This window comes from Nocardiopsis protaetiae (assembly GCF_045446735.1).
Classification (GTDB): Bacteria; Actinomycetota; Actinomycetes; order Streptosporangiales; family Streptosporangiaceae; genus Nocardiopsis; species Nocardiopsis protaetiae.
Genome location: NZ_JBJJBV010000124.1, coordinates 16,135 through 28,831 on the forward strand (window position 1 = coordinate 16,135; position 12,697 = coordinate 28,831).

Consider the following 12,697-nt stretch of genomic DNA (forward strand, 5'->3'; position numbering starts at 1 on the left):
TTACTGTCTTCTCCATGACCTCACCCCTCCGGCAGACCCTCACCTCCCGCCGCTTCTGGTCCTACTCCCTCGTCGCCGCCCTGTGCCGGGCCCCGGCCCTCATGGTCGCCGTCGCCACGACCACCACCGCGCTCCTGCTCACGGGACGCATCGACACCGGCGCCCTGATGACCACCTGCCACGTGGCCGGAACACTGGCGGCCACCCCCCTCGCCGCCCGGATCGTCGGCGGCCTCCCGGCCGCCCGGGTGCTCACCGCGCAGATGTCCGCCCACGGCCTGCTCTGGGCCGCGGTCACGGTCGCCATCGGGACCGGGGCGCCCGCGTGGACCTGGTACCTCGGGGCGGCCCTGGCGGGCGCCTCCCTCGCCGGGTCCGGCGGGGCGCTGCGCTCCCTGCTGCCGTACACCGTGCCCGAGAGCGCCGGGCGGTCCGCCTCCACCGTCGACGTGACCTTTATGGACGTGCTCATCTTCCTCGCGCCGCTCGCCGTCGCGGCCGCCGCGCCCGTGCACCCCCTGGGGCCGATCGCCGCCATGGCGGCGGCGAGCCTGGTCGCCGTCGCCGTGATCCCCTTCGCGGGGCTGCCCGCCCCGGACGCCGACACCGCCCGCCGCGGCGGCCACCGCCCGCGCTGGAACACGGCCGCCGTCGCCTGGATCGTCTTCGGGGCGATGATCGGCGTGTATTTCGCCACCGTGGAGGTGGGCGCCACCGCCCTGGTCGTCTCCCTCGGCCTCGACGTCGGCCTGGCCTGGACGGTCTTCCTCGTCCTGTCCGCCGCGAGCGTCGTCGGCGGCTACCTGGACGCGGCGCGCACCCCCGGCCGCCGCGAGGGCCTGTGGGCCTTCGGCGCGGCCGCCCTGCTCGTCGCGGGCTGCCTGCTGCTGGCCTCGGGCCCCTCCCTGCCCCTGGCCGCCCTGGCCCTCGCGCTGAGCGGGCTCCCGGTGGCCGCGCTGCTGGGCCTGCGCTCGCACATGATCGACCTCGCCGTCCCGCCGGGGCAGCGCGCCGGGTACTTCTCCTGGGCCTTCGCCGCCCAGAACGTCGGCTTCGCCGCCGGCAGCGCGGCCCTGGCCGTGGTCGGGCAGCCCGTACTCCTCACAGCCGCCTCCCTGGCCACCCTGGCCTCACTTGTCGTCGCCGTGGGCCTGTCCCGTTCCCTGCGCGAACCGGCGGCGGAGCCCGCCGCCGCCCTCTAGGCTGGGGGCGTGTCGATCTCCGAGCCCGCCGCCAAGGCCACCGCCGCACCGCCCGCCGCACCCACCTACGAGGTGGAGGAGCAGCTCCGCGCCGCCGGGGCGCGGGTCGTCGCCGGAATGGACGAGGTGGGCCGCGGGGCCTGGGCCGGACCCCTGCTGGTCTGCGCCGCCGTCCCCGGCGAGGGCGAGCCGCCCGCGGGCCTGACCGACTCCAAGCGCCTCACCCCCGCCCGCCGCCGCGACCTGGCCGCCCGGCTGGAGCCCTGGGTGGCCGACCACGCCTTCGGCTGGGCCGAGGCGGCCGAGATCGACGAGGTCGGCATGACCGAGTCCCTGCGCCGCGCCGCCCACCGCGCCCTGGCCGGGCTCACCGTCCGCCCCGACGCCGTCCTGCTGGACGGCTCCCACGACTTCATCGGCCGCCCTTGGCGGGTCCGCACCCAGGTCAAGGGCGACCTCACCTGCATCAGCGTCGCCGCCGCCGCGGTCCTGGCCAAGGTGCGCCGGGACGCCCACATGGCCGAACTCTCCCAGGAGCACCCCGGCTACGCCTTCGAGCGGGCCGCCGGGTACCCCTCGCCCGTCCACCGCGCCCACCTGGCCGAGCACGGCCCCACCCCGCAGCACCGGATGAGCTGGTCCTACCTCGACGACCTGCCCCGCTGGAGCCACCTGCGCAAGCCCCGGCCCGGCCCCGGAGGCCAGATCTCCCTGCTGTGAGCGCCCCGGCCCGGCGGCGCCCGGGGGCGACACGCCGCCCCGCACTGGACAAGCGGGTGCGGTTGGGGCAAGGGTCAACTTGACCCGGTCCTGAGACCGGGCTTGGAGGTGGCGCCCGACCGGCTGCCGGGTGGACCCCTCCGTCCAGACATTCCTTCACGGGAGGCATTTGGCACTCTTGGTGCCCTTGGCCTGCAACTTCTGCCGCAGCCGTGCCTGGCGCCGGCGGTAGCGGTTCAGCCTGCGCCCGGCCATGATGCGGCCGTCGCTGGTGGTGGCGGTGTTGGCGATGCCCAGGTCCACACCCAGGAACCCGTCCGGCTCGTACCCGGGGGCATCGGGCACGGTCACGCCGACCAGCAGGAACCACATCCCGTCCCGGACCACCAGGTCGGCCTCGCCCCACCGGTGCTCGGCCGGTACCTTGAGCTGTTCGGGCGAGCAGGTGAACGGCACACCCTTCAACCGCCCGCCCAGACTCCACAGGGAGACGGTGCGGGCATCCAGCGCGAAGGACAGGTTGCGGGCGTCGTAGGGCTGGGCCGCGTCCGGCCGGAACACGACCGGCTTGGACTCCACCGCCCGTCGGCGCTGGGACCCGGGCCTGCCGTGGTTGCCGTTGCGGAGGTTGGCGGCCAGGGCGGTGTAGGCGTCGGCGACCTTCTTGATGAGATGTTGGGCGGCCTGGGAGCCGATCCCCGCCACCCGCACATCGGCGTACACCCGCTTGCGCAGCGCGAAGTTCCGTCTGGTCCCGGTGGTGAAGGCCACCCGCGACACGTGGTTGGCCTGGGTGTTGACCGCGCGCAGGGTCGCCGTCAGCGCCGCCGCCTGCTCGGGCGACGGCGTCAGCTTGAGCTGCACCGTGATCGTCGACACGCCCCACATGGTTCACCCGGACGGTGACCGAGAGCGGCCGAATGCCTTTTTTCGTGGGGTGATGCGCGTCACCGGACGCTCGGTATGGCCAATACGGTGATTCCCCTCCGGTGCTTCAAGCCCCGGAGGTCCTCGCCGAACTAAGCTGAAGGCGTGGCCGTCGACCCCTCGACCGCCCCTCCGGCCAGCGACCCCCGGCCGGAGGCCCGCCTCCGGACCCCCACGCAGGAAGGGGCACCGATGACGCGCGACACGCGCCCCGGTACCGCGGCCCCCGGACCCTCCGGGCTGGACCGCCTGCGCACCCGCTACCAGGCGGTCCCCCTGGTCAGACGGCTGATCGCCGGGGTGGTCGTGCTCACCGTCGTGGCGGTCGCCGCGCTGCCCTCCCCGCTGCCCGTGCTCCCCGTGCTCACGGTCGCCGTGGCCGTGATCTGCCTCTTCGTCGCGCTGATGCGCTCGGCCGACGCCCTGGTCACCGTGGTCGTCTGCCTGATCTGGACCGCGGTCGCCTTCCCGCTCTTCCAGCTCCCGCTCGCGGGCGAACCGGTCACCCTGTTCGTCCCGGTGCTGCCGCTGCTGGTCTCCCTGGCCGCCACCGCCGTGCGCGAGTTCCCGGTCTGGCACACCGCGGTGCTGTCCCTGACCGCGGGCCTCATCTTCGGCTTCTCCCTGGCCCTGGTCGGCATGGTCGCCCCCGCCCCGCCCTCCTCCTGGGGGATCGGGGCGCTCTACGCCGCCGCCGGCGCCTGCCTGCTGTGGCGGCTCTCCGCCTCCCGGCAGATCCGCCGGGAGTCCGAGGCCGCCCGGGAGAGCGCCCAGGCCGACACCCGCCCGGTCTCCCGCGCCGCCCGCACCGAACGCGTCCAGGACCGCGCCGACACCGCCCGCCCGCCCGCACCCACCCGCAAGCGCGCGGCGGCCGCCGACGGCGACGCCGAGCCGGTGCCCGTCGACGAGGCCCTGGCCGAGCTGGAGGCGATGATCGGCCTGGACCCGGTCAAACAGCAGGTCCGCGGGCTGGCCGCGTCCATCGAGGCGGCCCGGCTGCGCGCCGACGCCGGGTTCCGGGTGGAGCGGCCGCTGCGCCACCTGGTCTTCTCCGGCCCGCCCGGCACCGGCAAGACCAGCGTGGCCCGCACCCTGGCCACCATCTTCCACTCCTTCGGCCTGCTGCCCACGGCCCGTGTGGTGGAGGCCCAGCGCGCCGACCTGGTGGGCGAGTACCTGGGCGCCACCGCCATCAAGACCAACGAGCTCATCGACGGCGCCCTGGGCGGGGTGCTGTTCATCGACGAGGCGTACTCCCTGGTCAACGAGGGTGACGGGCAGAGCGACCGGTTCGGCAACGAGGCGGTGCAGACCCTGCTCAAGCGCGCCGAGGACGACCGGGAGAACCTGGTCATCGTGCTGGCCGGGTACGAGAAGGAGATGGACGCCTTCCTGTCGTCCAACCCGGGTCTGGCCTCCCGCTTCTCCACCCGCATCACCTTCCCCAGCTACACCGCCGACGAGCTGTTCCGCATCGCCGAGTCCCTGGTCGCCCAGCGCGGCGACGTCCTGGACCCCGAGGCGGAGCGCACCCTGCGGCGAAGACTCGACCAGACCGAGCAGCGCGAGGCCGTCGACGAACTCGGCAACGGCCGGTTCGCCCGATCCCTGGTGGAGAAGGCCGCCCAGGCCCGCGACGTCCGGGTGGTCACCTCCGGGGTGGAGGGCGACCGGCCCGCGCCCCGGCCCGAGGCCGAGGACCTCATCACCCTGCGCTCCGCCGACGTGGTCGCCGCCTACGACGAGCTGACCGCGCGCCTGCCCGGGTTCGGCGAGGCCCCGGGCATCGAGGAGGCGCTGGCCGAGCTCGACGCCATGATCGGCCTGGAACCGGTCAAGGCCCAGGTCCGCTCGCTGGTCGCCCAGCTGCGGGTGGCCCGGCTGCGCGAGGAACAGGGGCTGCTCAACCACGCGCCCATGCGGAACTTCGTCTTCACCGGGCCGCCCGGCACCGGCAAGACCACCGTGGCCCGGGTCCTGGGCCGGGTCTTCGCCGCCCTGGGCATGCTGGCCCGCGCCGACGTGGTGGAGGCCCAGCGCGCCGACCTGGTGGGCGAGCACCTGGGCGCCACCGCCATCAAGACCAACCGGCTGGTGGACCGGGCCCTGGGCGGGGTGCTGTTCGTCGACGAGGCGTACTCGCTGATCAACCCGGGGTACAACGGCGGGGACGCCTTCGGCGCCGAGGCGGTGCAGACCCTGCTCAAGCGCGCCGAGGACGACCGCTCCCGCCTGGCGGTGGTGCTGGCGGGGTACCCGGCGGAGATGGAGCGGTTCCTGGCCTCCAACTCGGGACTGGCCTCCCGGTTCAACGTCCGGGTGCGCTTCCCGTCCTACAGCGCCGACGAGCTCACCGCGATCGCCGAGGCGCTGGCCGCCCGCACCGGCGACGCGTTCGACGACACCGCGGTGGAGGACCTGCGCAGCATCTTCTCCCACGTGTGCGCCGAGGGGTGGATCGACGAGCTGGGCAACGGGCGCTTCGCCCGCTCCCTGTTCGAGAAGGCGTGCTCCCAGCGGGACCTGCGGGTCTCCCAGGAGGTCGGCGACGCGGCGACCGCCGCCGAGCTGACCGTCCTCACCAGCGCCGACGTCCGCTCCGCCTACGCCGAGGCCACCCAGCAGAGCTAGGGCGTGGTCGGCGGATCATTCCGACTCGCGGCCGCTCCCGGTCACTCGGCGCAAGCGCCGAATCGAACGAAAGCATCCACCGACCACGCCCTCCCGAAAGCCCCGGTGGCGCACCGGACAGGGGCTTCCACGTGCTGCTAGTGTCCGGTCATGACCGCTTCACCCTCAACCTCCGCGTCGCCCGTCACCCAGGCCCTGATCCTGGCCGGCGGGCAGGCCACCCGGCTGCGGCCCTACACCGACACCCGCCCCAAGGCGATGGTGGAGGTGGCCGGACGGCCCATCATCGACTACCAACTCGAATGGCTGGCGGGCCACGGCGTCGAACACGTCGTGGTCTCCTGCGGATACAAGGCCGAGGTATTGCGCGAGTACCTGGCCTCCCGCACCGGCGGCCCCGAGATCACCCTCCTGGTCGAGGACGAACCCCTCGGCCGGGGCGGCGCCCTGCGCTACGCCTCCCAGGGACTGCCCGCGCAGGACGCACCGTATTTCGCCCTCAACGGGGACGTCCTCACCTGGTTCCCGCTGGACGAGATGACCGCCCACCACCGGGACAAGGGGGGCCTGGCGACCCTGGCCCTGGCCCAGTTCCGCACCACCTGGGGCATCGTCGACGTCGACGACCAGGACCGGATCGAGGGGTTCACCCAGAGCCCGCTGCTGCCGGTGTGGATCAACGCCGGCGTGTACCTGTTCGAACCCGGCATCACCCCGCTGCTGCCGGTCAAGGGCGACCACGAGTCGTCCACCTTCCCCGAGCTGGCCGAACAGGGGCGGCTCACCGCCTACCGCATCAGCGGGTTCTGGCGCGGGGTGGACACCGCCAAGGACGTCAAGGAGGCGGGGGAGGAGATCACCGCCATGCGGCAGGGGGTCTGACCCCGAACCGGGTTCGGGGCGCCGGAGGGGTGGTCGGTATCGTCGCCTTCGTGACGAACAACGGCTTCATCCTCTCCAGCGCCCCCAACTTCCGCGACCTCGGCGGCCACCGGACCGCCGGGGGAGGCACGGTCCGCCACGGCCTGCTGTACCGCTCCGACGCCCTGCACACCATCTCCGAGCCGGACCTGCCGGTCTACAACGGCCTGGGCATCCGCCAGCTCATCGACCTGCGCACCGCCCACGAGCGGGAGAGCCTGCCGGACATCACCCCCGAGGGCGCCGCCTACACCGCCATCTCGGTGCAGGACCCGACCGCGGCCGGGGCCAACTTCTCCGCGGCCCTGCTGGACCGCGAGCGCGCCCGGGCCATGTTCGCCGACGGCGCCGCCGAGCGCTTCATGTTCGACGTCTACCGCGAGCTGGTCACCGACGCGGCCGCCCTCACCGGCTACCGCGACCTGGTCGAGCGCGCCGCCGAGGGGCCCACCGCCCTGGTGTTCCACTGCAGCGCGGGCAAGGACCGCACCGGCTGGGGCGCCGCCCTGCTGCTCACCCTGCTGGGCGTGGACCGGGCCGTGGTGGTCCAGGACTACCTGGCCAGCAACGAGCGCCAGGAGAACACCGACAAGTGGATGCGCCTGCTGTCGGAGCACAGCGGCCTGTCGTGGGAGGAGGTCGTCCCGATGACCCGGGTGCGCGCCGAGTACCTCCAGACCTCGTTCTCCCACATCGACGAGGTGTACGGCTCCTTCGACGGCTACGTCTCCGACGCCCTGGGGCTGTCCGCGGCCACGGTGGCGGCCCTCCGCGACCGCATGGTCGCCTGAGGGCGGCCCAAAGCGAGCACTACTACAGGGCGTCGAGGCGGCGGCGCAGGTCGGCGCCGTCGGTGGCGGCGTCCAGCACGTCGCCCAGCTCGGCCAGGACCGCGGCCCGGTCCCGGCCCCGGTCGAGCAGCCGCCGGGCGGCCGACCACAGCTCGGCCGGGCGCCCGGACCACAGCCGTTCGGCCAGCCGCTCGTGCCGGTCCAGCTCCCGCTCCCGGCCCGGGTCGTCCCCGGTCACCGGCCGGTACCAGTGGTCCTGGCCGGTGGAGTGGCGGCCGCTGGGCGGGGCGGCGGCCTCGTACTCGCCGTAGTGGTCCAGCCGCAGCAGTGCCCGGCGGCCCCGCGGGGTCGCCGGGTCGAACTCCTCGGGGGCCCAGGACACCAGGTCGCTGGCCAGCAGCGGGAACGCGAACATGCGCCGGGCCAGCGCCGAGAAGTCGCCGTCGGGCAGCAGCCTGCGCACCGCCTCCTGGCGCAGCCCCAGCGGCCGGGCGGGGTCCCGGTAGACCTTGGTGAACGCGGTGGTGTACTCCCACACGGCGTCCAGCGTCGCGCCCACCGCGACCTCGGGCAGGCCGGTGCGCGGACCGGCCCAGCGCACCCACGCCGCCAGCACGTGCGGCATGGCCTCCTGCTCCTCGGGCAGCAGCACCACCCGGCCGGGCAGCCAGCGCAGCAGGAACGCCTCCACCTTGCGGGGGCTCACCCGCATCGGCCGCCCGGCGTCCACGTCGCAGCCGTAGGCGATGATGTGGTCGACGCAGCGGCTCGCGGTGTAGGAGTCCGACAGCTCGGCGGCCTCGTCGGAGGCCAGGAACCGGGCGGCCAGCACCGCCCGGCGGTCGCGCCGCCACACCGGGACGCCGTCCTCGGCGTCCCGTCCGTGGGCCTCGGGCAGGGTCCGCACCCGGGCGTTGGCCAGGGCGAAGTGCGAGGCCAGCGAGCCGCCCGCCAGGTCGGCGGCGGTCGGCCCGACCGGCAGCGGTGCGGCGTCGGCGCCCCCGCCCGCGATCACCCGCTCGGTCACGCGCAGGGCCTGGACCAGGCGGCTGCGGGCCTGGGCGGGCTCCAGTTCGGCGAACCGGGTGAACTCGTCGGCGGCGGCCCGCTCCCGGCACCCCTGGAGCAGTCTCTCCACCTTGGTGGTGACCCAGGCGTCGCGCAGCACCCCGCCCGCGTTGTGGTCCACCACCAGGATGAGGGCGTGCTCGGGGGCGGTCTCGGTGCCCCGCTCCCCGCGGCCGAACACGCACACCACGTCGTCGGTGTCCCCGAACAGGTCGCTGTTGACGTAGGTGCCCAGCGGCACGACCCGGCCCAGCTGGGACGCCCATTCGGGGACCTGGAGCCCCTGCTCGCGCAGCGCGATCATGCCCTGTTCGGCGAGGCGGCGCTGGCCGGGCGAGGTGCCCAGGGCGGCGATCGCGGCCAGGACGCCCAGCCCGGCGGGCTTGCCGGAGGCGGCGGCGTGGGTGATCAGGCCCTCGCCGAGCACCCGCTCGACGTCGAGTCCGGGCACGCGCTCGCCCCACCAGGTGCCGAGCAGCTCGCTGAAGGCCAGCTCGGCGTCGAGGGGGTGCCGCATGGCGAGCATCGCCCTGGCGGCGCGCAGCATCTCGTCGAAGGCGGCGCCGGGAACCGGTTCGGGGTTCGCGGATGAGGGAGGTGTAGGGGAGGGCACGCTCCGAGCGTATGACAGCCCGGGGGCCGGGATTCACGGTCCGGGGTTTTGCCCGGTTCCTCCCCAGGCGTCCTCGGCTCTGGGAACGGGGAGCGGGGCGTGCCCCTCACAGGCGCGCCCCGCTCCCCGCCGACCGGGTGGGTCACCTGGGCCGGGACACCACGCGGTGGCCGGCGAACAGGTTCGCGCCCTGGGGGCGGGCGGCCGCCTTGGCGGCCTTGCGCGGGACCTGGGAGGGGGGCACGGAGTTGACCATGGCCTCCAGGTGTTCTCGGGCGACCCGTTCGACGAGGTGCGGTGTGACCGCGATGCCCAGGTGCTCGACGCAGTTCCAGGTGTCGCTGACGCACTGCTCGACGCAGCGGTGGGACAGACCGTTGAACTCGTCGTGCAGACGTGCCGAGATCCGTCGGAGATCCTGGACCGGGAAGGTCTGGAGCATTCTCGCTCACACTCCTGGTTGATGATGGCCTGGACGGTGACCTCCACCCATTCCACTTGTTCTGAGCGGGCTGTCAACCCCTCTCCCGGCACGCTGTTGATAAAACCTGAGGTGGGCATCGTTTACTTGAGCACCACCATCACCCCAGGTCAACAAGGCGAAAAGGACGTTTCGGGCATATAACGGAGCTGTTTCCAAGCTATGATCCCAAAGCGGACAAGTATCCTGATCCCTGGGAATTCGGAGGAAACCGCCTGTGGAAAACCAATGGTCTCCCCGGGCGATGACAGCCGGTGGCCTACTATTTACCTTCACGTCCGGGACCCGGCCGCTCCCCGCGGACCGTTGCGCCCACACGGGCGTGTCCTATGCTTGAGCCGTGACAGCGGCCGAGAGGAGTCGTGGGAGTGACTCCCGAGGGCCGTGGAGCCCCCCGATCCCATTCCGGCACCGCGCCGCAGACCTTCAGCACCCCCGCGCGGTCCGATCCCCGGATCGACGGGCCCGCGTGCTCGGTCGGTCGGGTCGGGTAAATCCGAGGGTTTAGCGGAGGTGTCGAGCAGGTGAGCGCCGAGACGTCCATTCCTCCGCCCCGTTCCGACGGCGAAGCCGTTCCGGGCGACGCGGTCCGTGCACTTCTGGACGATTCCCCCATCGGATTCGCCCTGCTGGATTCCGGCGGGCGGATCATCGCCGCGAACCGGCTGGTCGCGGAGGTGCTCGAACGCGCCCCCGAACTGTGCCCGGGGCACGAGCCCGCCGAGCTGATGCGCGCCTGCGGCGTCCCGGCCGCCGGCATCGAGCCCGCCGGGCCCGCCGAGCGCGCCGAGGACCGGGTCGTCCGCGGCCGCCACCGCACCGACGACGGCCGCCTGTGGGACCTCACCTGGTTCCCCGTCGCCGACCCCGTCACCGGCGACCCGCAGCTCGCCCTCATCGCCGTCCGCGACGGCGACGAGGTCCACCGCGACGAACAGCGCCTGCGCGCCCTGCTCCAGATCGGCAACCAGGTCGTCTGGACCGCCGACGCCCGGGGCGAGGTCCACGAGGACAGCCCCCAGTGGCGCAACGTCACCGGCCAGAGCCCCCAGGACTACCTCGGCCGCGGCTGGCTCGACGCCCTGCACCCCGACGACCGCGCCTCCGTCGAGCGCGCCTGGGACGACGCCGTCCTGGACGGCACCCCGTTCGACGCGCTGTTCCGGGTGCGCACCCGCTCCGGCGGCTACGGCCACTTCCGGGCCCGGGCCAAGCCCGTCACCGAGGGCGGCGCGCCCGTCGAGTGGGTGGGCAGCCTCGTCGACGTCACCACCGAGCGCGAGGCCGACGAGCTGCGCCGGCGGCTCAACCAGCAGCTCAGCGAGGCGGCCATGCGCACCGCCCGCCTCCAGCAGGCCACCTCCGACCTGGCCGAGGCCCTCACCGTCGACGAGGTCGTCGCCGCCATGTCCGAGATCGGCCGCTCCGGCGTGGGCGCCGACCACATCAGCGTGGTCCTGCTCGACCGCAACGGGGCGCGGCTGGACACCGTCGTGGCCGCCGGGGCCCACCCGTTGCCCCGCAAGTCCTTCCCGCTCGCCCACCCCGAGATCAGCGCCCTCGCGATCGCCGAGCGCGCCTCCCGCACCGCCGCCGACCCGGCCGAGCTGGCCGCCCTGCTGGAGGACGCCCCCGAGGTCGAGGAGCTGGTCGGCCTCACCCCCGAGCGCGCCTGGGCGGCGCTGCCCATGATGGTGGCCGGACGTCCCATCGGGGCGCTGCGCCTGGCGTTCACCTCGCCGCGCGAGATCGGCGACGAGGAACGCGTGTTCCTGGAGGCCCTGGCCGGTCAGTGCGCCCTGGCCATCGGCCGCGCCGCCCTGTACGAGCAGGAGCACAACACCGCCGAGGAGCTCCAGCGCAGCCTGCTCCCGGACGAGCTGCCCGACGTGCGCGGGGTGCGCCTGGCCGCGTACTACCGCTCCGGCTCGCGCCACGTCCAGGTCGGCGGCGACTGGTACGACGCCTTCCCGCTGCCCGACGGGCGCATCGCCGGGGTCCTGGGCGACGTCATGGGCAAGGGGATTCCGGCCGCCGCGGGAATGAGCCGCATCCGCAACGCGTTGCGTGCATTGGCGTTCTCCATGCCGGAGCCCGCCGATGTCCTCACCGGCCTGGACCGCATGTTCAGCGCCACCGAGGCCATGGACCAGGTCACCACCCTGGTGTACTTCGTCCTGGACCCGGTCACCGGCCAGCTCGACCTCAGCAACGCGGGACACCTCCCGCCGCTGGTCGTGGCGGGCGGGGCCCGGCCGTCACTGCTGGACACCGACCCCGACACACCGCTGGGGATCACCTCTCCGCGGGGACATCACAAATTCTTCGTCCAACCCGGTAACACCGTGGCCCTCTACTCCGATGGACTTGTAGAGAACCGCAAACGGTCCGTCGACTCCGGGCTCGACGAGCTCGTCGACGTGGCGTCCTCGGCTCCACCCGAAGTGGTGGGCGATCCACAGCAGATGCTGGAGTACCTTGTTGAGAGCATGCTCGAAGGGTATGAGCAGGACGATGACGTCACTCTGCTCGCCGTCCAGCTCCCGGTGATCGAATCCGTCGCGGCACGATGAGTCGCGTACGGAGGGAGGTCGCCGTGAGGAGGAGCGGCGGACCGTACGAACAAGTCCATTCCCTTGCCTACAGTGAAGAAGCCGTTCCGCCCCGCACGGAGCCCGTTCCGCGCAGTCGCCCGGAGAGCCGACCGCTCACCGTGCGTCACCTGCGGGGAATGATCTCCGAGAGCGCATACGCTTGAAAGACAAACGGCTTCCCCGCCCCAGTGGGGACGATCCCAGGCCGCAGGCGGGAGAGGGCGCGGTGCCCGGTCCCGGCCAGGCGGACCACCGGGTCCGACAATCTCGCCACACGTCCGTTCGAGAGGTGTTTGTGTCATCTGCCAGTTCGACTCGCTCGAAGCAGTCCGAGTCACTGCAAGAGCCCGTCATTCAGCAGCTGATCGAGCGTGGGCGGTCCCAGGGCTATCTTGAGCCCGAGGACGTGCGCCGTGCCTTCGAAGAGGCCGAAATCCCGATGTCGCAGGCGCAGTCCGTGCTCCGCAGCCTCGCGAAGGAGGGTGTGACCGTTCTCGTTCCCGAGTCGGCGTCCTCCCGGCGCAAGGCCCCGCGGCGCAAGACGGCGGCCACGCGGTCCACCTCGACCAGGTCCACCAAGGTCACCACGACCTCCACCACGGCCCGGACCGCCAAGCCGGTGCGCGCCGCGGCCGCCCAGGAGCAGCCGGAGACGGTCACCGCCGTCGTCGACTCCGCCGAGGCCGACAAGAAGGCACCCGCCCGCAAGGCCGCCGCCAAGAAGACGGCGACCGCGAAGAAGACCA

Annotated in this window: 10 protein-coding genes; 7 read left to right on the plus strand and 3 right to left on the minus strand. The window is 73.3% G+C overall.

The features are described 5' to 3' along the window. The first annotated feature begins 14 nt into the window (after positions 1 to 14). Positions 15 to 1,202, plus strand: coding sequence for a hypothetical protein (locus ACJOT3_RS19260; protein WP_406974242.1), 1,188 nt, complete (start codon positions 15 to 17; stop codon positions 1,200 to 1,202). A gap of 9 nt (positions 1,203 to 1,211) precedes the next feature. Continuing rightward, entirely contained in the window at positions 1,212 to 1,922 is a 711-nt protein-coding gene (gene rnhB / locus ACJOT3_RS19265) for a ribonuclease HII (RefSeq protein WP_406974243.1), read from the plus strand. Positions 1,923 to 2,078: 156 nt separating this feature from the next. Here the strand turns inward: rnhB and ACJOT3_RS19270 are convergent, their stop codons facing one another. Then, a complete protein-coding gene (locus tag ACJOT3_RS19270) occupies positions 2,079 to 2,801 on the minus strand; it encodes a hypothetical protein (RefSeq protein WP_406974244.1) in 723 nt (240 codons plus the stop codon). A gap of 240 nt (positions 2,802 to 3,041) precedes the next feature. On the opposite strand from ACJOT3_RS19270, the gene ACJOT3_RS19275 reads away from it, so the two are divergent. The 3 genes from ACJOT3_RS19275 (at position 3,042) to ACJOT3_RS19285 (ending at position 7,195) form a co-directional block, all read left to right on the plus strand. Continuing rightward, positions 3,042 to 5,483, plus strand: coding sequence for an AAA family ATPase (locus ACJOT3_RS19275; RefSeq protein ID WP_406974245.1), 2,442 nt, complete (start codon positions 3,042 to 3,044; stop codon positions 5,481 to 5,483). A 150-nt stretch (positions 5,484 to 5,633) separates the two neighbouring features. Continuing rightward, the gene (locus tag ACJOT3_RS19280) at positions 5,634 to 6,365 is read left to right on the plus strand and encodes a nucleotidyltransferase family protein (RefSeq protein ID WP_406974246.1); all 732 of its coding nucleotides are present in this window, start codon (positions 5,634 to 5,636) and stop codon (positions 6,363 to 6,365) included. Between the two features lie 50 nt (positions 6,366 to 6,415). Further along, positions 6,416 to 7,195: a tyrosine-protein phosphatase gene (locus ACJOT3_RS19285; RefSeq protein ID WP_406974247.1), complete on the plus strand. Its 780-nt coding sequence runs from the start codon at positions 6,416 to 6,418 to the stop codon at positions 7,193 to 7,195. A 22-nt stretch (positions 7,196 to 7,217) separates the two neighbouring features. Here the strand turns inward: ACJOT3_RS19285 and ACJOT3_RS19290 are convergent, their stop codons facing one another. Together ACJOT3_RS19290 and ACJOT3_RS19295 are read right to left on the minus strand one after the other, a co-directional pair. Then, entirely contained in the window at positions 7,218 to 8,810 is a 1,593-nt protein-coding gene (locus tag ACJOT3_RS19290; RefSeq protein WP_406974250.1) for a hypothetical protein, read from the minus strand. 208 nt (positions 8,811 to 9,018) lie between these two features. Continuing rightward, on the minus strand, positions 9,019 to 9,318 hold the full coding sequence (locus ACJOT3_RS19295; protein WP_406974248.1) for a hypothetical protein: 300 nt from the start codon (positions 9,316 to 9,318) through the stop codon (positions 9,019 to 9,021). Positions 9,319 to 9,881: 563 nt separating this feature from the next. On the opposite strand from ACJOT3_RS19295, the gene ACJOT3_RS19300 reads away from it, so the two are divergent. Continuing rightward, the gene (locus tag ACJOT3_RS19300) at positions 9,882 to 11,930 is read left to right on the plus strand and encodes a SpoIIE family protein phosphatase (RefSeq protein ID WP_406974249.1); all 2,049 of its coding nucleotides are present in this window, start codon (positions 9,882 to 9,884) and stop codon (positions 11,928 to 11,930) included. Positions 11,931 to 12,303: 373 nt separating this feature from the next. Beyond that, positions 12,304 to 12,697: RNA polymerase sigma factor region1.1 domain-containing protein (locus ACJOT3_RS19305; protein ID WP_406974251.1), on the plus strand; the 394-nt coding region annotated here is incomplete at its 3' end.

What these genes read in the sequence shown, in the direction of transcription:
- ACJOT3_RS19275 (WP_406974245.1), top strand. Translation starts at nt 3,042, where the DNA reads ATGACGCGCGACACGCGCCCCGGTACCGCGGCCCCCGGACCCTCCGGG.
- ACJOT3_RS19295 (WP_406974248.1), bottom strand. Translation starts at nt 9,318, where the DNA reads ATGCTCCAGACCTTCCCGGTCCAGGATCTCCGACGGATCTCGGCACGT.
- ACJOT3_RS19290 (WP_406974250.1), bottom strand. Translation starts at nt 8,810, where the DNA reads ATGCTGCGCGCCGCCAGGGCGATGCTCGCCATGCGGCACCCCCTCGAC.
- ACJOT3_RS19260 (WP_406974242.1), top strand. Translation starts at nt 15, where the DNA reads ATGACCTCACCCCTCCGGCAGACCCTCACCTCCCGCCGCTTCTGGTCC.
- ACJOT3_RS19280 (WP_406974246.1), top strand. Translation starts at nt 5,634, where the DNA reads ATGACCGCTTCACCCTCAACCTCCGCGTCGCCCGTCACCCAGGCCCTG.